Genomic DNA, 23,174 nt, shown 5'->3' with positions numbered 1-23,174 from the left:
GCTATTGTCATGATGATGATAACGGTGCTATTAATTTGCTTGTCTTTCAACCTATAGAACTCATCCGTACTTTGCAACTTCTTTTTTTTCTTAAAAAATAAGCTACTGAGAGGTCAATCACGATGAAAACAGTTTCAATTGCAGGGCTGGGCTGGCTGGGAATGCCGCTGGCACAGCAACTGACGGAAATCGGTATTCATGTCAAAGGAACGAAAACCACACCCGATGGTGTGGAAGCGGCAACAATGTGTGGTATTGAGTGTTATCTTCTGAATTTAACACCAGAACCGGAGTGTGATGCTGACGACCTGGATGCCTTTCTGGAGACAGATATTCTGGTTATCACACTACCGGCATCCAAAACAGCGGGTGGCGGATATCAGTATGTGCGAGCAGTTCAAAACCTGGTGGATACTGCTGTGGCGCGGGGTGTATCGCGCATTATTTTTACCGGATCAACGTCTGTCTACGGCAATCAGACCGGGCTGCTGACAGAAAAAAGTTCGTTGGAGCCGGTAACGGAATCGGCGAAAGCGATAGTCGATATTGAATATTGGCTGAATGCACTGCCGGGTGTCTCTGCGGATATTTTACGGCTGGCGGGGCTGGTGGGGCAATACCGCCATGCAGGGCGCTTCCTGGCAGGAAAAACAGAGGTAAAAGGCGGGGAACAGGCGGTAAACCTGGTACATCAGGATGATGTGATCGCCGCTATCCGTCTGCTTATTCAGCGTCCGCACGGCGGGCATGTTTATAATCTGTGTGCGCCGCAGCACCCGTCGCGGGCAGAATTTTATCCTGAGGTTTCCCGTCAGATTAATTTGCTGCCACCGACTTTCAGGCAAGATGATCACTCTGAAGGAAAAATCATTGACGGCAGCCTGATCTGCCGGGAACTGGGTTTTGAGTATCAGTACCCTGATCCCGGACGGATGCCGATGAGTGAGTGAGCCTTAACTGACCGGCAGGGCAACGATATCTTTGTATGCCGGCCGGCTCATTATCTGCGCATACCAGCGTTCAAGATGCGGGAAGTCCGGTCGGTCCTGACACACTTCCCGCCACGGATAGAGCAGCGGTACCAGTGCGATATCAGCAATACTGAACGAGTCCCCGGCGATATAGTTCTGTTGTGACAGGGTATCATCGAGCATGGCAATCAGGTGATTCAGTGCCTGTTTCAGTTCCTCGGCTTTTGCAGGATCACGTTGTTCAGGCGGGGTTCTCACCAGTAATCCCATCATGGCTTTGATATACGGAAACAGACTGCCGTCTGACCAGTACATCCATTGTGCCGCACGGGCACGGAACTCTGCATTGTCCGCCAGAAGTGTGCCGTCATCGTATTTATCCGCAAGATAACTGAGGATGGCATTCGATTCCCACAGAATAAATTCACCATCCTGATAGGTCGGAATGCTTTTATTCGGGTTCATCGCGGCATATTCCGGAGTATCCAGTCCGCCGAAAGGCCCGCCGATATCTTTTTGCTGATAAGTCAGCTTCAGTTCAGTCAGACACCATAAGATTTTCTTGACGTTAGACGAGTTTTTTTCTGCCCCAGACGGTTATCATAGTGACTCCTGTTGATGAAAATGCAGTGACATGGATATATATGGATGATTTTGTGTCATGAAGTGTAAATATTCACATGAAATCACCTTAATAGGAAGAATCGCGCTAAATTGTCGGTGGTGTACTATTTAGTAAATGAATATAGTATTCATTATCACTGAGTTATCTATACCCTTATTCATTCAAACCGCAGGTTCGTTGGCGGCATGAAACCAGCCGGGTCACATAGTTTATCTATGCTCCCCGTCTGATTTCCCTTGCCGCCTGCCTGCAATGTGAATGACGTTGGGTATATACTATTTTGTCACGATGTACAGGGTCAAAAGAGGGAGAAGTAATGCAGACAGTAATCAGTTTACGCGTAACCGGTTTGTTCAGCGGACTGGCTTTCGGATTTTTAAGTATCAGTAATGCGTTCGCGGTTGAAACACCGGCGGCTCCGGAAGTGGATGCAAAAGCTTATGTTCTGATGGATTATAACAGCGGAAAAATATTGGCATCAAATAATGCGGATGAGCGCCTGGACCCGGCATCATTGACAAAAATAATGAGCAGTTATGTGGTCGGGCAGGCGATTAAAGCCGGGAAAATCAGCCCTGATGACATTGTGACCGTCGGCAAAAATGCCTGGGCGACCGGCAATCCGGTGCTGAAAGGCTCCTCTCTGATGTTCCTCAAACCGGATGACCGCGTAAAATTAATCGATCTCAACAAAGGTATGGTTATTCAGTCCGGTAATGATGCGAGCATTGCGCTGGCAGAATATGTGTCCGGCAGCCAGGAAACGTTTGTTTCCCAGATGAATATCGATGCAAAACAAATTGGTCTGAAAAATACCTACTTTAAAACGGTTCACGGGCTGGATTCCGAAGGGCAGTACAGCACCGCGCGGGATATGGCGCTGCTGGCGCAGGCACTGATAACCGATGTGCCTGATGAATACAGTATTCATAAAGAGAAAGAATATACCTTTAATAAGATCCGCCAGCCGAACCGCAACCGCCTGTTGTGGAGTACCAATCTGAATGTGGATGGTGTGAAAACCGGGCATACCAGTGGTGCGGGACACAACCTGGTGGCATCCGCAACAGATGGTCCGATGCGCCTGATTTCTGTGGTGCTGGGTGCGCCGAGCGACCGTGTCCGGTTTGCCGAGAGTGAAAAAGTGCTGACCTGGGGCTTTCGTTTCTTTGAAACCGTCACCCCGGTGAAAGCCGATACACCGCTGACCACTGAACGCGTCTGGTTCGGGGATATTTCAAAAGTGCCGCTGGGGGCTGAAAAAGATATCTATGTCACTATCCCTAAAGGCAAACTGAAAGATCTGAAAGCCTCTTTTGATCTGGACAGCACAACATTAGAAGCGCCGCTGGCGAAAAACCAGGTGGTCGGGAAAATTAATTTTATCCTCGACGGACAGGTGATCGATCAGCGCCCGTTAGTGTACAACAGCAAGTTGAGGAAGCCGGCTTCTTTGGTCGCATCTGGGATTATATTGTCCGCTTCTTTGCCGGGCTGTGGAGCTCCGTCTTTGGTTAATGACGATTTTGATTAAAATAAAGCCGGACGGAGTAAACTTTGTCCGGCTTTATTGTTTGTGTCCGCTGCAATTTGAAAGCTATAGGGTATATGGTATCGTACGCGTCAGAAATACCTTTAAGAGAGCCCGTCACGGTGGAAAAAAAGAAAACCTTCCCGCAGCAAAAAAGCGGTTTGCACCCGCGTAACCGTCATCGCTCGCGCTATGATTTCCCGGCGCTGATTGCCAGTTGCCCTGCACTGGAGCCGTTCGTCAAGCCGAACGCCTGGGGCGATATCTCGGTAGATTTTGCCTCACCTGCGGCGGTTAAAATGCTCAACCGTGCGTTGCTGCAACATTTTTATGGCATCGAACACTGGGACATTCCCGCTGATTATCTGTGCCCGCCGATCCCCGGGCGTGCCGACTATTTACACCATCTGGCCGACCTGCTGGCGACCGGCAACGGCGGTGAAATCCCCCTCGGTAAAGGCGTGGCGATCCTTGATGTGGGCATTGGCGCCAACTGTATTTATCCGATAATTGGCCTGCGTGAATACGGCTGGCGTTTTACCGGTTCGGAGATTGATCCGGTATCGCTCAATGCAGCCAAAATGATCGTGGAGATGAACCCGACGCTGAGAAACTGTGTGCGTCTGCGTTTGCAAAAACAACCCGACTCTATTTTGAACGGCATCATCGGCGTGGCGGAGAAATTTGATGCCACACTGTGTAATCCACCGTTCCACAGCTCTGAACAGGAAGCGCAAGCCAGCACCCGCCGTAAACTGCACAAGCTGGGTAAAGGCGAGGTAGCCGATACGCCGGTACAGAACTTTGGCGGCAAAAATAAAGAGCTGTGGTGTGAAGGCGGTGAAGAAGCCTTTGTGCGTAAAATGGTAGAGGAGAGCGTTAGCCTGGCGCAAAACTGCCTGTGGTTCACCTCGTTGATTTCTAAAAACACTACCCTGCCTTCGATTTATCACGCGTTGAAGCTGGCGGGTGCGGCCGAAGTCCGGACCATTGAAATGGCGCAGGGGCAAAAAATCAGCCGCTTTGTGGCCTGGACTTTCCACGACGCACAACAGCAGGCCGCCTGGGCGGCAGAACGCTGGCATTAATTTCCCCGGTGCCGGTTCTTTTAAATTATGCGGATGGGTAATTTATGTTTGATCATAAAAAAGGGGCTTTGTTAACCCAAAGCGGTAATCAGATTTATTTTGAAAGTACCGGTGATGAAACAGGAAAAGCGGTTGTTTTCCTGCATGGCGGTATGCAGTCAATCGCTTCATTTAACCCGTTACTGAATTATTTGCCGTCATCAGAATTGCGTTACATCGGAATAGATACACGCGGACACGGGCGCTCCACACTGAACGGCACACTGACTTATGATGATATTCAGACGGATGCAGAAGCGGTTCTGAAACATCTTAATGTGGATGAGTGCATTATTATTGGTCACAGTGACGGCGGAACAGCAGCGCTGAAAATGGCATTGTCCGGCGTGGTGAAGGTCAGCAAAGTTGTCTGTATCGGTTCTCAGTGGAATATGGAAGCGGACGACCCGGCGCTTGAGATTTATGACACGCTTACCGCCGAAGCATGGCAGGCGCAATTTCCTGAGAATGTCGCTGAATATGAAGCACTCAACCCTGCGCCTGATTTAAACCATCTGATCAGTGAATTAGTCTCACTCTGGACGGATATGAGTGAAAAAGGGTATCCGGGCAATGACATTGATAATCTGTCCGTTCCGCTGCTGATTATCCGGGGTGATGACGATTTTCTTATGTCGCGTGAACACGCGTTTGCGCTTGCAGAGCGCGTGGCGTCTGCGGTGTTATTTAATCTGCCGTTTGCCGGTCACACAATACATGAAGAGTGCCCGGCTGTGACCGGTGACATTATTACGCAATTTCTGGCGGTATAACCCTGCTATTGTGTTTTTAACCTGTAATTTATCGCGGTGTCCGCTAAATTACCCTGTTGAAATCCGTATAAGATCCGATATTACTCCTGATATCGGATTTTTTTTATGAAAAATAGCCAGTATTTTATACCCAACGTCATTCAAAATGTAGGCAGGCGGCAAGGGAAGATCGACGGGGAGCATAGATAAACTATGTGACCCGGCGATCTTTACGTAGCCAACGAACCTACAGTTTGAATGAATAATGGTATATACATCGGTTAATAAAGGATTACGGGAATGGGGATTGTATTTATTATTGCGCTGGTTATTGCTGCGGGCGTGCTGTTATGGTGTCGCCGGGTCTGGTGCAGGATTAACCGTCTTCAGGAGCCACTCAGTGAGTCGTATGCAGAGATAGACGGTAAGTTGCGTCAGCGGGCAGATAAAATTGCACAACTGGTGGCTATCACAGAAAAAAACGGTATTCAGGACGGCATACTGTTTATCACATGGCAGGATGTGTATTCACGCTATGCACAAGCCGCGACACTCAATGACAGTGTCCGTGCCGCTAATGACATCAATAATACCTTTTATCATATTATGACGCTGGTGCAGACACATCCAGCACTGATTGCCGATCCGCAGTTTGTCCGGCTTCAGCTGGTTATTTGTGATATTGATGATGCATTGCGCCCGGGAGTGGATGCATTCAATGACGCAGTTATTCACTATAATCAGTCAGTTCAGCGTTACCCCGATGTGCTGATAGCACACTTGTTTGGTTTTGGTCCCAAAGTATGGCTGGAGCTCTCCTGAACCACCGCCGGAAACAGTCCTGAAATTAAAAAGCCCCGCAACATAGATAGTTGCAGGGCTTTTTTCAGTTGTCTGAGAAGATTAATGTGCTAATCAGTCACACTGTACTTTAATTGCCAGACCGCCCTGAGAGGTTTCGCGGTATTTGGCATTCATATCTTTACCGGTTTCATACATGGTTTCGATTACTTTATCGAGGCAGACGCGCGGCTCACTGGTACGGCGCAGCGCCATACGGGCGGCATTGACGGATTGTACTGCGGCGATAGCATTACGCTCAATACACGGAACCTGAACCTGTCCTGCAACCGGGTCACACGTCAGGCCGAGGTTGTGCTCCATCGCAATTTCAGCCGCAATAAAGACCTGCATCGGACTGCCGCCCAGCAGCTCAGTCAGACCTGCTGCCGCCATTGAACAGGCAACACCCACTTCGCCCTGACAACCGACTTCCGCACCGGAAATAGAAGCGTTCATCTTATACAGTGAACCAATCACGCTGGATACCAGGAAATAACGGGTATACGCGTTTTCATTCACCGGACGGATAAATTTATCATAGTATGACAGCACGGCAGGGATTATCCCGCATGCGCCGTTTGTTGGTGCGGTAACCACACGTCCGCCGGCGGCATTTTCTTCGTTTACAGCCAGCGCGTACATATTGATCCAGTCAATAACCTGCATCGGATCGGTGGTGGTGTTATCACTGGTAACTAACTGACGACGCAGTGCAGCTGCACGACGCGGTACACGCAACGGACCCGGTAATAACCCTTCAGTGGTTACACCGCGCTCGATACCGGCTTTCATCACATCCCAGACAGCCAGGAGGTGAGCGGATAATTCTTCTTTAGTGTGCAGAGCCATTTCATTTTTCATCACCAGAGCTGAGAGAGAAAGCCCTGTTTCATTGCAATGCTTTTGTAAATCGGCAGCGAATTTATACGGATAAGGCACCGGCGTGGCGTTGTCCGCTGATTGTCCGAAATGTTCTTCATCGACGATAAAACCACCGCCGACAGAGTAATAGGTTTTCTTACACAGTAACTCATCGCCGTTAAATGCACTGATTGACATGCCGTTTTCATGCAGCGGCAGGTTTTCTTTGTGGAAGTTCATCCCGTTATCACGCGGGAAATCCACTTCGTGGCGCAGGTTTGCCAGCAAAAGGCGTTCACGTTCTTCAACATCCCTGATAAAGCCCGGTATCGCGTCAATATCAACCGCATCCGGCAGGTTCCCCGCGAGTCCCATGATGATAGCAATATCTGTCGCGTGACCTTTCCCGGTCAGAGACAAAGAGCCGTATACATCAACCTGAACACGGGTTGTTTTTTCCAGCAATCCGGCTGCGATAAGATCATCAGCGAATTGTTTACCTGCTTTCATCGGACCGACAGTGTGAGAACTTGATGGACCAATACCAATTTTGAAGATGTCAAATACACTGACCATATTGCTCGCCCCCTATTTGTTAAGGCGTAAATGAATAGTGTCGTGAAGATTCACGAAGCCGTTACCTTTCAGTTCCGGCTAATTATTTTTGTTTGCTGTTGCCCGCCGGAGAGAGCAACAGCAATACTGCTGTTATACGAACTGTTATACGAAAATAATCTGATACAAATTGTAGAACACAGCTGAAATGGCAATAAGACCCATCCCGACTACAAACACATTACTCAGGTGACCGGAGTATTTACGCATTGCGGGTACTTTGCTGATGGCATACATCGGCATAATAAACAGCAACATAGCAATAACCGGACCGCCCATTGTTTCAATCATACCCAGGATGCTCGGATCTAACGTCGCGACAATCCAGGTGGTGATTAACATAAACAGTGCCGTCAGTTTATTCAGTTTAGACGGTGCAATGCTTTTGCCTTTGGTACGTAATGCTTTATTAACCAGACCATTAAAGCCTTCACGCGCACCCAGGTAGTGACCCAGGAATGATTTGGTGATAGCAATAAATGCGATGAATGGCGCGATATACGCAATCATCGGGTTTTGGAAGTGGTTAGCCAGATAAGACAGAATGGAAATATTCTGATCTTTTGCTTCCTGCAAGTTCTGTGGTGACAGGCTCAGTACGCAGCTGAACACAAAGAACATGACGGTCAGCACCATCATGATGTGAGCATACGCGAGGATGCGTGAGCATTTTTTCTCTGCATTCTCACCATATTCTTCACGTTTTGCGACCGCAAACGCAGAGATGATCGGTGAGTGGTTGAAAGAGAACACCATGACCGGAATCGCCAGCCACAATGTCACCATCAGACCATGACCGGTCACACTGACGGTATTGCTGTCAAATGTGAGTGTTTTGAATACATCGGTGCTCCAGTGTGGCACCAAATACAGCGCCAGTACCATCAGAACCGCCACAAACGGGAATACCAGCACACTCATCGCTTTGACGATAGCGGCTTCACCGAAGCGGACAATACACATAATCCCGATAATCAGTATCAGTGACAAAATAATACGCGGCGGTGCCGTCATGTGCATCTGGTTGACGATAAAGCTGTCGACGGTGTTGGTGATAGCCACAGCGTACACCAGCAGAATCGGGTAAATCGCGAAAAAATAGAGCAGGGTTATCAGACCACCGGCACGTGAGCCGAAATGTTCTTCAACGACTTGCGTGATATCTTCGCCCGGATTTTTACCGGATAACACAAAACGGCACATGCCGCGGTGTGCGAAAAACGTCATCGGGAAGGCCAGAATTGCCATGATAATCAGCGGAATAAGCCCGCCGATACCGGCATTAATAGGCAGGAAAAGGACGCCTGCGCCGATAGCGGTTCCGTACAGTCCGAGCATCCAGACAGTATCGGATTTGCGCCATTTACGGTAATCATTGCTGGTGTCAGCCTTGCTGACCACAACCTGCGGTTGTGTTGTATCCATAGAAGTCTCCAAAATTTACAACAATAACAACTAAAATTTTGCACGATAAACTGTGCAGTAATGCGTCTCTGAAATAGGGTCTATGTACGTAACCAGATATAATCGTCATATTTCAGGATGCCTGTGTGTTGACTGCATGCATCCCGAATTATTCAGAGTATAAAAATAGTGAAGCAAAAATATGCCTGTAATTGCTTACCGGCAAAAAATAATAAATAAACAGCAGTGACCTGATATCTTAAATTGATAAAAAGGGTCTCCGCTTTAATGTCGTATTTAACAATAACCAGAAATTGATAACTCTCTTTCTGATAGCGAAAATGTACCTTTTTTCAGTCGAAAACACCGTGATCATAGTCTCAAATGCTATAAATCCAAGTGAAACGGCACCTGTTGCAAAATTTGATAAAATTGTTAATCCGCATTTGCGGAATGGAACATATCAAAAAGGCATGCAGGCGAAAAAAAATGGCAGATAATGATAGTTCCCTCTGTTTTTTATTTAATCAAATTAATTTATTCATATATTAATAAATATATAAAAAATAAATTCAGACTCTGTTTCTGAATAGCAAACAGTACTGTTTTTACAGTATAAAAACCTGATTAATAGTAGGGTTTATATCAATAATTCATTGTTTTTTATCGAAAAATAACCCAAGGCAACGGTGTCATTCTGTGTCCGTTTCTGAGTGAATGATTCTGCCGGTCCACTATAAATTTACCGCCGGATTTTCGCATAATAACCCGATGGTTAAAATAATTATTTCTGTCGCGAATTAAGTGGCGTGAGTGATATTGGTGCGGTGCAAAGCTGAAATGTTAAATAAGTACCAGCATTATATTCTGTTGACGAAATCAGCGGCATTTTCGGTGTAAAACGGCAGGAAAATAAAACGTCGGTTGGGTATATATTAAAACCTCCGTCCAAAAAAATACCGGCGCACCGGCCGGTATTTTTTGATTCATCCTTCATGGCGTTGGTTTGCCGGCAAAAGGTGTTCGCGCTCTTCAGCATCCCTGATAAAGTCCGGTTCCGGACCGACCGTGCGGGAACCTGCCGGAGAGGGCAGCAGTCATGTATTTATTAACCCAGAAACAGCTGATACAGATTGTAGAACACAGCTGAAATAGCAATAAGACCCATCACAACCACAAACACATTACTCAGGTGACCGGAATATTTACGCATTGCAGGGACTTTGCGGATAGCATACATCGGCATAATAAACAGCAACATAGCAATAACCGGACCGCCCAGGGTTTCAATCATTCCCAGAATGCTCGGGTCCAGTGTGGCAACAATCCATGAGGTTACCAGCATAAACAGTGCAGTCAGCTTATTCAGTTTAGATGGTGCAATGCTTTTACCTCTGGCGCGTAATGCTTTGTTAACCAAACCGTTAAAGCCTTCACGGGCACCCATGTAGTGTCCCAGGAATGCGTTGGTGATAGCAATAAACGCGACTAACGGCGCGATATACGCAATCATCGGGTTTTGGAAGTAGTTCGCCAGGTAAGACAGAATGGATATATTCTGATCTTTCGCTTCCTGTAAATTGAGGGGGGACAGGCTCAGTACACAGCTGAACACAAAGAACATCACTGTCAGTACCATCATAATGTGGGCGCATGCCAGAATGCGGGAGCATTTTTTCTCCGCATTTTCGCCATATTCCCGACGTTTTGCGACACTGAATGCAGAAATAACCGGAGAATGGTTGAACGAGAATACCATCACCGGAATCGCCAGCCACAGCGTCACCATCAGACCACGGCCGGTCTCACCGGCAGTGTGACTGCTGAAAGAGAGCGTATCAAATATCGCCGTATTCCAGTGCGGGATCAGATAGAGCGCCAATACCATCAGAACGGCCACAAACGGGAATACCAGCACGCTCATTGCTTTGATAATCGCGGCTTCACCGAAGCGGATAATACACATAATCCCGATAATCAGTACCAGTGACAGAATAATGCGCGGTGGTGCTGTCATATGCATCTGGTTGACAATAAAGCTTTCCACCGTATTGGTGATAGCCACACTGTAAACCAGCAGGATTGGATAAATAGCAAAGAAATAGAGCAGGGTGATAAGGTTCCCTGCTCTGGCGCCGAAATGCTCTTCAACCACTTCGGTAATATCTTCACCCGGATTTTTACCGGATAATATAAAGCGGCACATGCCGCGGTGCGCGAAAAAGGTCATCGGGAAGGCCAGCACGGCCATAATGATAAGCGGGAGCAGCCCGCCGATACCGGCGTTAATCGGCAGAAACAGTATACCGGCACCAATGGCTGTACCGTACAATCCGAGCATCCAGACGGTATCGGATTTACGCCATTTGCGGTAATCATTGTTGGTGTCAGTCTTGCTGACCACGACCTGCGGTTGAGTTGTTTCCATAGATGTCTCCAAATTTACAACAATAACAACTAAAAATTGCACGGTTACCTGTGCACGAAATGTGTCTCTGAGGCAGGGTCTATGTACGCAACCGGATAAAAATAAGTAAAACGGGAAAGTTACCTGTAATTGCTTACCGGTAAAAATAATATACCCAACGTCATTCAAGTTGCAGGAAGGCGGCAAGGGAAGATAGACGGGGAGCATAGATAAACTATGTGACCCGGCTGGCTGAATGCAGCCAACGCACCTGCAGTTTGAATGAATAAGGATATAAACAGCAGCGACCTGATATCTGCAATGGACAAATAAGGTCTCTGCATTAATTCATATTTAAAAGAATCTGAGTTTGGCGCTTGTCTTTTTGTAGTGAAAATGTACTGTTTTTCAGTGAAAAACACTGTGATCTTCATCGCAATTGCTATAAATAACATTAAAGTGAGCGTTGTTGCAACATTTAATAAGGTTGTTAATCCGTTTTTGCGGAATGGAGTATGCCGAAATAGCATAGTGGATTAGATGTTTTGCAATAATGTCATTTTTTCCTGTTTTTTATTTAAACAAATTTATTTGTTCAGATGTTAATTAGTATATGCGCTGAACAATATCGTATTATTACAAAATAGAGATAAACCGGATTGCCACCGGATAAAAACCATTATATCAATAGGGTTTTTGTGCGTTATTCATTGTTTTTAAACTAAAAATTATTATTCCGTTGAGTTGGTGGTGACACAAGGTGTATGCAGGGGCTCCGGTAGTATGAAACAGAGGGTTATATAATGGCCACACTGTGTATCCCTGATGATTAAAATAATTATTTTAATCGCGAATTAAGTAACCTGAGTGATACTGGTGTCAGACAGAACAGAAATGTTAAATAAATGGCAGAGTAATAGTCTGCGAATAAAAATAATAGTGTCAGCAGTGAGCAATGTGGCTTAAAAAAGATCAACGGTACCGGAAATAATTAAATGCAGATAAAAAAAAATACCGGCATATTGGCCGGTATTCTCTGCTTTACGTTTGTTTAGTTATCCCTGAACCCAACCTTTGCGGATAGGCAGGGAAAAACAGCGCCGGTAAAGAGACTGGAGCAGGTTTTGCAGTGGCTGACCCAACCGGCTCCAGAGAAGCTCAGTCAGTGCGCATGCGATAAGGACAGTAATCAGTGCGCCCAGCATATCAACCGGCCAGTGAACACCGAGGAAAACCCGCGACCATGCAACAATCAGCGCCGGGATCATCAGCAGAAGACCTGGCCGGAGATTGCACCAGAACAGGCAGCCCAGCGCAAAGGTAAACACAATAATGCCGTGGTTGCTCGGGAACGATGCGGTTGGCGCATGTTCAAGGAAACTGTAGCCGAAAGGTTCGGCAAACGGACGGGCGTGCGGGTAAAGTGCGCCGATAATCCATGACAGAGTCAGGCCAATCAGTAAGGTTACGGCACTTTTACATACAAAGCGGCGCTGGCGCGGCATATTGTCAGGCGCTCCGCGCAGCCAGAACCCGGCGGCAACCAGCGGAAACAGCAATACCAGATACTTTGCTGCCAGTGTGGCAAGCACTATCGCGGAATGCGGCGTTTCCGGAGTGGCATTGATCAGAAGAAACAATGAATGATTCAGATTTTCCAGCACAATAAATTCCTTAATACTCACCTGTGAAAATATACAGCCTGACATAAAATGACGCGTCAGATTATCCATCTTACACAGTAAGGTAAAGAAAAAAATGTCTTGGTTAATCGTGCTATTACGTAAAATTGCATAAAACTGACAAAAGCTGAAGCAAGTCACTGGTGAGTTATACCCAACGTCATTCAAATTGCAGGCAATAAAAAACCCGATAGTAAAACCAAATTGGTGACTATCGGGCTATCTCAATCTTGAGGATATTCAAAGAAAAGCAGTGGCACTAATTCAGACTGCGCAGGGAAGGGAAAGTTCGAAATATTATTAAAAAAAATGAAAATATTTTTTTGATATGATAAATCAACAGGATGCGGAGAGTAAAAAAGCCGTTTCCCTGAGAGAAACGGCCTGAAAAATTAGCTGAACAGACCGAGATTGGCTTTTGCGTAAGCTTCGAACTCCGTACAGCCGCCGATGTGCTGCTCGTCGATGAAGATCTGAGGAACGGTTTCCACCGGTTTACCCACGGTTTTGGATAAATCCGCTTTGCTGATGCCTTCGGCCTGGATATCAATGTAGCGATAATCAAAGTCTTCGCGCTCAGTTTTCAGTTTTTCTGCGATCTCTTTCGCACGTACGCAATAAGGACAACCCGGACGGCCGAAAATAACGGTATACATGAAAAGCTCCTTCATTCATTAGTGATCACCGGAAACGGTGCTTTAATGGGATAAATTATGCCTGTATCATCAATGATAAGAAAGCAGCTTGTGATGATTTGTGCGGTCGGCAGCATCAATGGACCAGCTATACCCTTATTCATTCAAACTGCAGGGTCTGGGCTACGGGAAGCCAGCCTGTATCTCGAATGACGTTGGGTATAGGCATAATGAGATAACGACAGAGGGTGAAATGGAAAAGAAACAGCCACGGCAGATGCGATCGCTCGGGGATATGCCGCGCGGTGTGATTATCTGCGAAGTTATTGGTGTTATTTTACTGATCCTGGTGTATCTGGCGGTCAATGACCATATTGCACTGCCTGAATTTTTGCGCAGCAAAAACGCACTGATGGCGATAGCATTTACCGGATTGGCGTGTCTTATCCCTGCGGCGGTAAATATTGTCTGGCGGGCAGTAAGTACGCTTCCGGCGATTGGCATTGACAGTAAAACAAAGACAGAAAAAAAAAGAACCGCAGGATAAAAATGAAAAAAGGCAATAAAATGTTATTCCCCTTCTCATTTTTCAGCTAAGATCGTTCATTGGTCGGCGGGTTGGAGTATCATACGCGCCGTGCTGTTCGTTTTTTTGGTTAAAAGGCTTCAGATTCATGATCATTCCCGATCTTCCTGTATTACGTAAATGGCTGGATCAGCTACAACACACCTGCTTTGAATGCGACTCCTGTGAGGCGCTGCATTTACCCCACATGCAAAATGTGGATGGTGTGTTTGATGCGAAAATTGACATTCTTGATGACACGCTGGTTTTCTCGGCTCTTGCTGAGGTCAGACCGACCGCGATTATCCCGCTGATGGCAAACCTGAGTCAGATCAACGCCAGCTCCCTGCTGGTGAAAACATTTATGGATATCCAGGATTCTGCCATGCCGAAACTGGTCGTCTGTTACTCAGTGCCGCTGGCAGCGGGACTGACGTTTGAGCAATTCTCTTTGTATCTTCAGCAAATGGAAGAGCAGGTCGGGGCGGTTGTTTTTGAGTTATTCAGCAATAATATGCTGTTTGACCCGAATGACACGGAGCCTGAACCCGGAGATGAATCAGAAGATGAAGGTGAAGAGAGTTTTCACGCTGATGATGCGCCTTCTCCGGTTATCCATTAACTGCCAGCCCAGAATTTTCTGTCCAGGGAAATCACCATGCATTGCCCTCAATATTCAGCCGGCCGCTGTCGCTCCTGTCAGTGGCTCGATAAATCATATAGCCAGCAACTTGATGATAAACAGCGGGATCTGCACGCGCTGTTGTCACCGTTTGCGGTGCAGAGCTGGTTAACACCTGCCCGCAGTGAAGAAACCCAATTCCGGAACAAAGCGAAAATGGTGGTCAGCGGCAGCGTTGAGCGCCCGGTATTCGGCATTGTGACCGATAATGAGCCGGTGGATTTATCAGACTGCCCGCTTTACCCGCCGCACTTTTCAGATGTCTTCGCCGCACTGAAGCCTTTTATCGCCCGCGCGGGGCTGACGCCTTACAATGTGGCGCGCCGCCGGGGCGAACTCAAGTTTCTGCTGCTGACACAAAGCCGTGCCACCGGTGACATGATGCTGCGCTTTGTGCTGCGCTCAGATAAAAAAGTCGCTCAGTTACAGGCCGCTTTACCTGAATTACAGGCTCAGTGCCCGCAGCTGACGGTAATTTCCGCCAATATTCAGCCGGTACCTATGGCGATTCTGGAAGGGGAGCAGGAGATTATTTTTACGCCTGAACAGGCGCTGGAAGAGATCTTTAACGGTATTCCGCTCTATATCCGCCCGCACAGTTTTTTTCAGACCAACCCGGTGGTTGCCGCACACTTGTATCACACCGCAGGGCAATGGGTACGCGAGCGCAAGATCACCCGTTTATGGGATCTGTTCTGCGGCGCAGGTGGTTTCGGACTGCATTGTGCGGATAAAACCACACAACTGACCGGTATTGAGATAAGCCCGGAGGCGATTGCCTGTGCCACGCGTTCAGCTGAAAAAATGGGACTGGAGAATGTCACGTTTCAGGCGCTGGATTCCGCACAATTTGCACTCGGAAAATCTGCTGTACCGGAGCTGGTATTGGTTAATCCGCCGCGCCGGGGCATTGGCAACGCGCTGTGTGATTATCTTAATACCATGGCGCCGGACACTATTATCTACTCCAGTTGTAACGCACAGAGCCTGGCGCAGGATCTGATGCATCTCCCGCTTTATCAGCCGGAACGTGTACAGCTTTTTGATATGTTCCCGCACACCGCACACTATGAAGTTTTGGTTCTGCTGACCAAAAAATAAACGGCACCGCATTTTGCAATGCGGCACCGTTTACAGGGCGTAATTTCTTTGGATTAACAACAACGGTCAGCAGATCAGTTGCGCCGCTCAAATGCCAGCGCGCGGTGCTCAATCAGGCGCATCGCGAGTGTCAGACAGCCATTGACCCCGAGATAAATAATCCCTGCCGCCACAAACACCATCACATCATAATTCTGACCAAACAGGCGCTGACTGTAGCCCATCACTTCCAGCAGTGTGATCGTACTGGCGAGTGACGTACTTTTGAAAATCAGCACCACTTCATTTGAGTAAGAAGAGAGCGCGCGTTTAAAGGCATAAGGCAGGATAATCCGCATGGTCTGTCCGCGTGACATCCCCAGCGACTGACAGGACTGCCACTGTCCCTGCGGAATCGCTCTTACCGCACCATGGAACAATAATGTTGAGTATGCCGCACTGTTCAGCGCCAGGGTTATCAGCGCACACAGCCACGGTGAGGACATCAGTTCCCACAGCAGCGGCCAGGCTTTCAGCGCCGGAAACTGTCCCGGTCCGTAATAGATCAGGAAGAACTGCACCAGCAGCGGCGTACCGGTAAACAGGGTGATATAAATTTTAACTATTGGCGTCAGTATCTTAGGTTTAAGAGACAGCACCAGGGTAAACAGCACCGACAGCATAAATGCCACCAACAGTGCCGCAAAGGTCAGTGACAGACTGACCGGCAGACCGGGCAGGATATCGAGAATATAATCCATCAACATTACATGGCGCTCCGTTCAAAACGCGTGGTATGGAGCTCAATGCGTTTGAGGATAAACTGGCTTACCAGCGTAATGGCAAGGTAAATCAGCGCCACGATGCAATACCAGGTAAAGGGCTCCTGGGTGCGGGTGGCAATACTTTTTGTCTGGAGCATCAGGTCATTGACACTGATGAGTGACACCAGCGCGGTATCTTTGAGCAGCACCAGCCACTGATTTCCCAGCCCCGGCAGCGCATGACGCCACATCTGCGGCATAATAAAGCGGAAAAAGATAGCTGGGCGGCTCAGCCCCAGAGCCTGTCCTGCTTCCCGCTGCCCGTCCGGCACTGCTTTCAGTGCGCCGCGCAGTGTTTGTGAGGCATAAGAGGCATAGAGCAGGGAGAGCGCGATTACCCCGCTGAACAGCGGCACATAATCGAAATTTTCAATGTCAGTCTGTAAAGTGAATAAACCGAGGTCAATACCATCACCGAGGCGCATTATCACTTCCAGTGTGCCGTAGTACACAAACAGCACAACCAGCAGTTCAGGAAGACCACGGATCAGGGTGACAAGACAGGTGCCAATGAAGGCGAGTGGTTTCAGGCGCGCAGTTTCCCATGCCGTAAACAGCATAGCGAGGATAAGCCCCAGGATGAGCGCAGAAACAGCAAGGCCGACGGTTATCCCGGCGGCACTTGATAAAGAGAGAAAATCAGCCATTAGTTCTTATATGTAATTACTCAAACCATTTCTTGTAGAGGGTATCGTACGTTCCGTCCGCTTTAACCTCGCCAAGTGCCTTGTTGAGGCTGTCTTTCAGCTCACTGTTGCCTTTACGGACAGCAATGGCAAGACCCGTTCCGAAGTATTCCGGATCAGTGACGCGCTCACCCACAGTTTTCAGATTATCGTTGCTTTTCAGCCATTCATTAATAACAGCAGTATCACCGAAGACGGCATCGATACGGCCATTTTTCATATCCAGTACGGCATTCTGATAGCTGTCATAAGGTACAATTTTCATGTCCTTAAACTGCTCCATCAGGTATTTCTGATGTGTGGTGCCGTTCTGAATACCAATCTGTTTCCCTTTGAGGGCATCAATGCTATCAAATTTACCTGCAACTGCAACGAAAACCGCAGAGTTATCATAGTAAGTATTGGTGAAATCAACCTGTTTCTGACGCTCAGGGGTGACATCAATACCCGCCATCAGCGCATCAAAACGCTTGTATTTCAGGCTCGGGATCAGGCTGTCAAATGCCTGGTTGGTGAATGTGCATTCCGCATTGATTTTTGCACACATCGCCTGCGCCAGATCCACATCAAAACCGACAATTTCATTTTTTTCATTTACGGTTTCAAACGGTGCATAGCTTGCTTCCGTGGCGAAACGGATTTTTTGTTTTTCTGCCGCCGCAGCGGAAAAAGCAAACGCGCCGATTAATGCAGCAATAACCAGTTTTTTCATAGCAACATCCCATTTTATTATTCAGTGGCAGAAAATAAATCAGTGTGACAGATAGCCGGCAAAAGCCTCTGTCTGCGGTGCGCTGAAGCACTGTGCGCCGCCTTGCTCCACGATGCGGCCGTTTTCCATATACACCACCTTGCTTGCGGTTTTACGGGCGATATCCACTTCGTGTGTAACAATGACCTGGGTAATCCCGGTCTGTGAAAGCTCTTTAATAATGTCTACCACCTGCGAGGTGATTTCCGGGTCCAGTGCCGCTGTCGGTTCATCAAACAGCAGAACCTGAGGCTCCATCATCAGGGCGCGGGCAATCGCCACACGCTGCTGTTGTCCGCCGGATAAATGCAGCGGAAAACGCAGTGCAAAGTCAGTCAGACGCAGACGGGCGAGCAGTTTTTCTGCTTTCGCGAGTGCTGCTTCTTTTGTCAGACCCAGAACCCTGATTGGTGCTTCTGTCAGGTTATCCATGACGCTCAGGTGTGGCCACAGATTATATTGCTGAAAGACCATGCCGACATTCTGGCGCAGAGCGCGGATCTCTTTTGCCGCCGGTGCTTTGGCAAAATCAAAATGATGATCTGCAATAGTCAGCTGACCGGAACGCGGCATTTCCAGCAGGTTCAGTGCCCGCAGCAGGGAACTTTTCCCTGCACCGCTCGGCCCGAGCAGTACCATGGTTTCGCCCTGTTGGCATTCCAGGTTGATGTCAAACAGCGCCTGATGCTGTCCGTAAAAGCAATTTATGTTTTTTAATTGAATACTCATGCTATAAATCTGCATACTCAGTGATGATGAGACGATACTAACGCCATAAGAATAAATATGCAATTATTTATGCATAAAAAATTACTAAAAAGACAGTGAATGTACTTATTGCAATGGTTTATTTCTCCGCAGAGTGTGACTGAGCATACTCCTGCGCGCGTTTAATGACAGATTTCGCCATTCCTTTAAAGATGAATAAATGCGCGGGCATCATGGCAAACCAATACAGCAGCCCGCTGAACCCGGCAGGATGCCACCAGGCGCGCACATCCAGTTCGCGCTGATGTCCGTGGTCGCGGATAGTAAAGGTCAGGCGTCCCAGCCCCGGGGCTTTCATGCCGAACAGTAAAGAGAGCTGCTTGCCGGGTTTCAGTGTGATCACTTTCCAGCCGTCGATTTTATCCCCTAATTCCAGGGTATCGCGATCCGGGCGTCCGTAAGTGACTTTATTGGCGCATAAATCATCGAGTCTGGCGCGGACTGACCATAAAACATTGGCGTAAAAATAGCCGTCTTTGCCGCCGATCTGCTGAATAACATGCCACAGCGCCTCTGCGGATGCAGATGTATTCAGGGTAAACCCCGCCTGTTTGGGATAAAAACCAAACCCCGGACGCCAGCGGGCGCGGGCATCCGGGTCATATCCCCAGTCCTCGTTATCCACGGCATCGGCTTCATCTTTCAGGGTTTTGCGCACCGCATCATCAAAACTGAGCAGTGTCTGCGGGATAAGTGCTTCCAGCGGGCGTCCGTCACCGGGTAAATCATATTTCAGCCCCATGATCAGTTCTTTGGCTATTCCTTCCGGAACCGTGGTTATCAGGCGCAGAAAATGGACAGAAATAAGACGCAGCGGAATAGGCAGCGGGATCATCAGCCGGCGTTTGCCGCTGACGGCAATAAAATGGCGGAACATCTCCAGATAACTGAGGAATTCCGGACCAGTGGCATCAAAGCGGCGGTTATCAGTGGCAGGATGCGCCAGCAAACCGGTCAGATACGCCAGCAGGTTTTCCAGTGCAATCGGGGAGGATTTGGATCGCGCCCAGCGCGGCGGGGTCAGAACCGGCAGGTTATATACCATATCGCGCATGATTTCGAATGCGGCGGAGCCCGGTCCGACAATAATAGCGGCGCGGATCTCCGTGACCGGCACCCGGCTGTCCGCGAGAATTTCCCCGGTCAGTTTGCGGGCGGCAAGATGCGGTGAGTCTGTATGTCCGTGCTGCATGGCGCTCAGAAAAATCACTTCGCGCACAGATGAATTGTTCAGTATGTCCTGCACATTCTGTGCCGCCAGCCGCTCGCGCTCCAGCAGATTTTCCTCGTCCGTCATACTGTGGACGAGGTAGTAAACCACATCGATATCCTGAAAAAGCGGCTCCAGAGTGGATTTATCATACAGGTCGGCATAACAGCAGCGGGTGTTTTTCCAGCCCTGCGCCTGCATCCACTCAACACGGCGTGCCGCAGCGGTTATCTGATGTCCGGCGGCAATCAGTTGCGGGACAAGATGTTGCCCGACATAACCACTGGCACCGAGCACTAAAATACGTTGTTGTGACATGCAGGCTCTCTTTTTTCGGATAAACAGTTTCAGGTAAATTTCAGGTAATCAGGTAAATAGTGCGATAAGCACCGGTGCAAACAGACTGAGTACAAACCCGTGAACAATGGCAGCCGGGACTATCGACACCCCGCCGCTGCGTTGTAACACCGGCAGTGTAAAGTCCATGGTTGTTGCTCCGCCAAGCCCGAGTGCGGCGGCACGGTGGCGGTTAATCAGCAGCGGGATAAGCATAATCGCCGCAATTTCCCGCGCGAGGTCGTTAAAAAAGCCGACACTGCCGAGCACCGGACCAAAGGCATCGGTCAGTAAAATACCTGAGAGCGAATACCAGCCGAAGCCGGATGCGAGTGCCATGCCTGTTTTCAGCGGCAGACCAATAAGCAGAGCCGCCAGTGCGCCGCCCGCCAGAGATGTCGCTGCAACTATCAGGGATACCAGCATACCGCGGCGGTTTATCAGGATCTGCTTTAATGTCATACCGCTGTTACGAAGCTGGATCCCGACCAGAAACAGCAGGAAAATCAGCGCATATTCACTGGCCTGACCGGCAAAAGAGAGAAATGACCAGCCGAATAACCCTACCGCAAAGCCAACCAGTAACACACAGCACAATTGCAGAGATTCCAGCACCATGTGCAGGCGGGAAGGGGGCTTTTGTTGCTTGTGTACCGGCACCTGCCAGGGATATTGCTTGCCGTATAAAAATAAACCGGCGAGGTTAAATCCCAGGACAAACACAGTAAAAACAGCGGTATATTGTACGATCACCAGCAAGTTTGAGCCCAGGTTTTCAACCAGCGCAAGACTGATGCCCATCAGAAATAAAATCACATACACCATTGCGCTCAGCCCGCGGTTAATCAGTTTTTTAAGTGGCTGATTACTGACCGGAATAAGATAGCCGATGATAAGAGGAGCAAGAATAATTAATAACCCAGAATACATGTGTGTCACTTCCGTTGAAAAATATTGCTTAAAAATCGGGCGATTATAGCGTTATTATCACCATAATTGCTATGTACCCCCCTGTTTTCATGTTTAGTATAAGTCAAAACCAATTTTTTATTACATTGATGATATCGCATTAGTCGTGTTTCATCAGGGTATACAGGCGGCATCAGACAAACGGAGAAGGGAAATGATTCTGGAAAGAGTGGAAATTCTGGGTTTTCGCGGTATTAACCGCCTGTCACTGTCACTGACGAATAACACGGTGCTGATTGGTGAAAATGCATGGGGTAAATCCAGTCTGCTGGATGCGCTGACACTGACACTCTCCCCGCAGGCACCCGCCGCACAATTTATACCGGGGGATTTTTATCATTCGCCGGACAGCGAAGACGGGCCGGTGCGCCATCTTCAGATAATCCTGATTTTCCGTGAAAACCGTCCCGGTCGTTCCCGCTCCCGGCGCTTCCGTGATTTGGCACCGCTGTGGTGCTCTAACGGCGATGAATACCAGCGGATAAATTACCGCGTCAGTGCTGATTTAGCGGATGACAATACGGTCAGCAGCCAGCGGACTTTCCTTGATGAGCAGGGCGAATCTTTGCCGCTCGGTGATGCGGATACGTTTATCCGCGAAATTATCCGGCTCTATCCGGTGCTGCGCCTGCGTGACGCCCGCTTTATGCATAAACGCAATACAGGCAATGTACCTGTCTGCGCGGAAGGTGAATGCGATACTCAGGACAGAGCTGAGGCCTTTAATTCTCAGATGGCGGAGCTGACACAAGCGCTGGTCAATAACCCGCATGCATTATCGGATGATGATTTGCAGGACGGGCTGGATGCAATGAAACAATTGCTCAGCCACTATTTTGCCGAAGAAGGGGAATACCTGCTGGATCGCCGCAAAGCGAAGCGGATGAATATTGAACCGCGCCAGCGGGCCTGGCAGGCGCTGGAGGGGATCAACCGGGTTGTTGCCGGACCTAACCAGCGCAGTGTGCGACTGATTATTCTTGCGATGTTTTCCGCCTTATTACAATCTAACAGCGGGCTGAAACTCGACCCGTATGCAAGACCGATTATTATTGTGGAAGACCCTGAAACCCGGCTGCACCCGATCATGCTCTCTGTGGCATGGGGGCTGCTCAGCCTGTTTTCATTGCAAAGGATAACCACAACCAACTCCGGCGAGCTGTTGTCACTGGTACCTATCCACGATATCTGCCGCCTGGTGCGCCAGTCCAACCGCGTTGCGGCTTATCGGCTGGGAGAGAATCATCTCTCACCTGAAGAGCTGCGGCGGATCTCTTTTCACATCCGGATAAACCGCCCGTCTGCCCTGTTTGCCCGCTGCTGGCTGCTGGTGGAAGGAGAAACCGAAATCTGGCTGATGAACGACCTGGCAAGGCAGTGTCATTACTATTTTGAGACCGAAGGGATAAAAGTCGTTGAGTTTGCCCAGTGCGGTCTTAAACCTTTGTTAAAGTTTGCCAACAAAATGGGTATAGAATGGCACACGCTGGTAGACGGTGACGAGGCCGGAAAGAAATACGCGGCGACAGCCACGCATTTTTCATCCGAACTTAATGATGTGGAGCAGGACAGGCTTACCCGCCTGCCTGCACCGGATATGGAACATTTCTTATATCGTAACGGGTTCAGCGGCTTGTATCATCAGGTTGCGGGCGTTCCGGAAGATGTCAGAATGCCGGTGCGGCGGGTAATCATTAAAGCGATTCATCGCGCCTCTAAACCGGATCTTGCAATTGCGGTGGCAAATAATGCCGCCGGGCGGGGAGTGGAATCAATCCCTCTGCTGTTACGTCAGATGTTTTCCCGTGTGGCATGGCTTGCCCGGGGGCGTGCTAACTAAGGATAAAAGG

General features: G+C 48.6%; 20 protein-coding genes and 1 pseudogene. 9 read left to right on the top strand and 12 right to left on the bottom strand.

Going from position 1 to position 23,174, the window contains the following annotated elements:
* Window positions 1-122: 122 nt before the first annotated feature.
* The gene (locus AYY16_RS07900) at window positions 123-950 is read left to right on the top strand and encodes an SDR family oxidoreductase (protein WP_067364232.1); all 828 of its coding nucleotides are present in this window, start codon (window positions 123-125) and stop codon (window positions 948-950) included.
* Window positions 951-953: 3 nt separating this feature from the next.
* On the opposite strand, the gene AYY16_RS07895 is transcribed toward AYY16_RS07900, so the two are convergent.
* On the bottom strand, window positions 954-1,502 hold the full coding sequence (locus AYY16_RS07895) for a glutathione S-transferase family protein (protein ID WP_235846258.1): 549 nt from the start codon (window positions 1,500-1,502) through the stop codon (window positions 954-956).
* Window positions 1,503-1,912: 410 nt separating this feature from the next.
* On the opposite strand from AYY16_RS07895, the pseudogene AYY16_RS07890 reads away from it, so the two are divergent.
* The 4 genes and pseudogenes from AYY16_RS07890 (at window position 1,913) to AYY16_RS07875 (ending at window position 5,828) form a co-directional block, all read left to right on the top strand.
* A pseudogene (locus tag AYY16_RS07890) lies at window positions 1,913-3,114 on the top strand (serine hydrolase).
* A gap of 135 nt (window positions 3,115-3,249) precedes the next feature.
* Window positions 3,250-4,215: a 23S rRNA (adenine(1618)-N(6))-methyltransferase RlmF gene (rlmF, locus tag AYY16_RS07885; protein ID WP_166417027.1), complete on the top strand. Its 966-nt coding sequence runs from the start codon at window positions 3,250-3,252 to the stop codon at window positions 4,213-4,215.
* 44 nt (window positions 4,216-4,259) lie between these two features.
* Complete coding sequence (locus tag AYY16_RS07880; RefSeq protein ID WP_067364229.1) at window positions 4,260-5,027, top strand: alpha/beta fold hydrolase; 768 nt, start codon at window positions 4,260-4,262, stop codon at window positions 5,025-5,027.
* Between the two features lie 279 nt (window positions 5,028-5,306).
* Complete coding sequence (locus AYY16_RS07875; RefSeq protein WP_067364225.1) at window positions 5,307-5,828, top strand: LemA family protein; 522 nt, start codon at window positions 5,307-5,309, stop codon at window positions 5,826-5,828.
* 93 nt (window positions 5,829-5,921) lie between these two features.
* Here the strand turns inward: AYY16_RS07875 and AYY16_RS07870 are convergent, their stop codons facing one another.
* From AYY16_RS07870 to AYY16_RS07845, 5 genes are all read right to left on the bottom strand, one after another.
* A complete protein-coding gene (locus AYY16_RS07870) occupies window positions 5,922-7,286 on the bottom strand; it encodes an L-serine ammonia-lyase (protein ID WP_067364221.1) in 1,365 nt (454 codons plus the stop codon).
* 144 nt (window positions 7,287-7,430) lie between these two features.
* Window positions 7,431-8,750, bottom strand: a complete 1,320-nt coding sequence (locus tag AYY16_RS07865) for an HAAAP family serine/threonine permease (RefSeq protein ID WP_067364218.1) — start codon at window positions 8,748-8,750, stop codon at window positions 7,431-7,433.
* A 1,087-nt stretch (window positions 8,751-9,837) separates the two neighbouring features.
* Complete coding sequence (locus tag AYY16_RS07860) at window positions 9,838-11,157, bottom strand: HAAAP family serine/threonine permease (RefSeq protein ID WP_067364960.1); 1,320 nt, start codon at window positions 11,155-11,157, stop codon at window positions 9,838-9,840.
* A gap of 1,034 nt (window positions 11,158-12,191) precedes the next feature.
* A complete protein-coding gene (gene ybjG, locus AYY16_RS07850; protein ID WP_067364957.1) occupies window positions 12,192-12,800 on the bottom strand; it encodes an undecaprenyl-diphosphate phosphatase in 609 nt (202 codons plus the stop codon).
* A 410-nt stretch (window positions 12,801-13,210) separates the two neighbouring features.
* Window positions 13,211-13,474 carry a GrxA family glutaredoxin gene (locus AYY16_RS07845; RefSeq protein WP_067364212.1) on the bottom strand — a complete coding sequence of 88 codons (264 nt, stop codon included), beginning with the start codon at window positions 13,472-13,474 and terminating at the stop codon, window positions 13,211-13,213.
* A gap of 232 nt (window positions 13,475-13,706) precedes the next feature.
* Here AYY16_RS07845 and AYY16_RS07840 point away from each other — a divergent pair, with 232 nt between their 5' ends.
* The 3 genes from AYY16_RS07840 (at window position 13,707) to rlmC (ending at window position 15,801) form a co-directional block, all read left to right on the top strand.
* Window positions 13,707-14,000: a DUF1418 family protein gene (locus tag AYY16_RS07840; RefSeq protein ID WP_067364210.1), complete on the top strand. Its 294-nt coding sequence runs from the start codon at window positions 13,707-13,709 to the stop codon at window positions 13,998-14,000.
* Between the two features lie 127 nt (window positions 14,001-14,127).
* On the top strand, window positions 14,128-14,640 hold the full coding sequence (locus AYY16_RS07835) for a type III secretion system chaperone family protein (RefSeq protein ID WP_067364207.1): 513 nt from the start codon (window positions 14,128-14,130) through the stop codon (window positions 14,638-14,640).
* A 36-nt stretch (window positions 14,641-14,676) separates the two neighbouring features.
* A complete protein-coding gene (gene rlmC, locus AYY16_RS07830; protein ID WP_067364204.1) occupies window positions 14,677-15,801 on the top strand; it encodes a 23S rRNA (uracil(747)-C(5))-methyltransferase RlmC in 1,125 nt (374 codons plus the stop codon).
* Between the two features lie 74 nt (window positions 15,802-15,875).
* Here the strand turns inward: rlmC and artM are convergent, their stop codons facing one another.
* From artM to AYY16_RS07800, 6 genes are all read right to left on the bottom strand, one after another.
* Window positions 15,876-16,544: an arginine ABC transporter permease ArtM gene (artM, locus tag AYY16_RS07825; protein WP_067364954.1), complete on the bottom strand. Its 669-nt coding sequence runs from the start codon at window positions 16,542-16,544 to the stop codon at window positions 15,876-15,878.
* 2 nt (window positions 16,545-16,546) lie between these two features.
* Window positions 16,547-17,251, bottom strand: coding sequence for an arginine ABC transporter permease ArtQ (gene artQ, locus AYY16_RS07820; protein WP_067364201.1), 705 nt, complete (start codon window positions 17,249-17,251; stop codon window positions 16,547-16,549).
* Between the two features lie 16 nt (window positions 17,252-17,267).
* Window positions 17,268-18,002 carry an arginine ABC transporter substrate-binding protein gene (gene artJ, locus AYY16_RS07815; protein WP_067364197.1) on the bottom strand — a complete coding sequence of 245 codons (735 nt, stop codon included), beginning with the start codon at window positions 18,000-18,002 and terminating at the stop codon, window positions 17,268-17,270.
* Between the two features lie 39 nt (window positions 18,003-18,041).
* Window positions 18,042-18,770, bottom strand: coding sequence for an arginine ABC transporter ATP-binding protein ArtP (artP, locus tag AYY16_RS07810; RefSeq protein WP_067364196.1), 729 nt, complete (start codon window positions 18,768-18,770; stop codon window positions 18,042-18,044).
* A gap of 118 nt (window positions 18,771-18,888) precedes the next feature.
* Window positions 18,889-20,337, bottom strand: a complete 1,449-nt coding sequence (locus tag AYY16_RS07805) for a DUF2867 domain-containing protein (protein ID WP_067364193.1) — start codon at window positions 20,335-20,337, stop codon at window positions 18,889-18,891.
* Between the two features lie 48 nt (window positions 20,338-20,385).
* Complete coding sequence (locus AYY16_RS07800; RefSeq protein ID WP_067364188.1) at window positions 20,386-21,285, bottom strand: LysO family transporter; 900 nt, start codon at window positions 21,283-21,285, stop codon at window positions 20,386-20,388.
* Between the two features lie 193 nt (window positions 21,286-21,478).
* On the opposite strand from AYY16_RS07800, the gene AYY16_RS07795 reads away from it, so the two are divergent.
* Window positions 21,479-23,164, top strand: coding sequence for an ATP-dependent nuclease (locus AYY16_RS07795; protein ID WP_067364186.1), 1,686 nt, complete (start codon window positions 21,479-21,481; stop codon window positions 23,162-23,164).
* Window positions 23,165-23,174: the final 10 nt, after the last annotated feature.

This window comes from Morganella psychrotolerans (assembly GCF_001676155.1).
Lineage (GTDB): Bacteria > Pseudomonadota > Gammaproteobacteria > Enterobacterales > Enterobacteriaceae > Morganella > Morganella psychrotolerans.
Note: the sequence above shows the minus strand (reverse complement) of the source record. Positions and strands in the feature narration are given on the sequence as shown.

What these genes read in the sequence shown, in the direction of transcription:
- AYY16_RS07900 (WP_067364232.1), top strand. Translation starts at nt 123, where the DNA reads ATGAAAACAGTTTCAATTGCAGGGCTGGGCTGGCTGGGAATGCCGCTG.
- AYY16_RS07880 (WP_067364229.1), top strand. Translation starts at nt 4,260, where the DNA reads ATGTTTGATCATAAAAAAGGGGCTTTGTTAACCCAAAGCGGTAATCAG.
- AYY16_RS07875 (WP_067364225.1), top strand. Translation starts at nt 5,307, where the DNA reads ATGGGGATTGTATTTATTATTGCGCTGGTTATTGCTGCGGGCGTGCTG.
- AYY16_RS07870 (WP_067364221.1), bottom strand. Translation starts at nt 7,286, where the DNA reads ATGGTCAGTGTATTTGACATCTTCAAAATTGGTATTGGTCCATCAAGT.
- AYY16_RS07865 (WP_067364218.1), bottom strand. Translation starts at nt 8,750, where the DNA reads ATGGATACAACACAACCGCAGGTTGTGGTCAGCAAGGCTGACACCAGC.
- AYY16_RS07860 (WP_067364960.1), bottom strand. Translation starts at nt 11,157, where the DNA reads ATGGAAACAACTCAACCGCAGGTCGTGGTCAGCAAGACTGACACCAAC.
- AYY16_RS07845 (WP_067364212.1), bottom strand. Translation starts at nt 13,474, where the DNA reads ATGTATACCGTTATTTTCGGCCGTCCGGGTTGTCCTTATTGCGTACGT.
- AYY16_RS07840 (WP_067364210.1), top strand. Translation starts at nt 13,707, where the DNA reads ATGGAAAAGAAACAGCCACGGCAGATGCGATCGCTCGGGGATATGCCG.
- AYY16_RS07835 (WP_067364207.1), top strand. Translation starts at nt 14,128, where the DNA reads ATGATCATTCCCGATCTTCCTGTATTACGTAAATGGCTGGATCAGCTA.
- rlmC (WP_067364204.1), top strand. Translation starts at nt 14,677, where the DNA reads ATGCATTGCCCTCAATATTCAGCCGGCCGCTGTCGCTCCTGTCAGTGG.
- artQ (WP_067364201.1), bottom strand. Translation starts at nt 17,251, where the DNA reads ATGGCTGATTTTCTCTCTTTATCAAGTGCCGCCGGGATAACCGTCGGC.
- artJ (WP_067364197.1), bottom strand. Translation starts at nt 18,002, where the DNA reads ATGAAAAAACTGGTTATTGCTGCATTAATCGGCGCGTTTGCTTTTTCC.
- artP (WP_067364196.1), bottom strand. Translation starts at nt 18,770, where the DNA reads ATGAGTATTCAATTAAAAAACATAAATTGCTTTTACGGACAGCATCAG.
- AYY16_RS07805 (WP_067364193.1), bottom strand. Translation starts at nt 20,337, where the DNA reads ATGTCACAACAACGTATTTTAGTGCTCGGTGCCAGTGGTTATGTCGGG.
- AYY16_RS07800 (WP_067364188.1), bottom strand. Translation starts at nt 21,285, where the DNA reads ATGTATTCTGGGTTATTAATTATTCTTGCTCCTCTTATCATCGGCTAT.
- AYY16_RS07795 (WP_067364186.1), top strand. Translation starts at nt 21,479, where the DNA reads ATGATTCTGGAAAGAGTGGAAATTCTGGGTTTTCGCGGTATTAACCGC.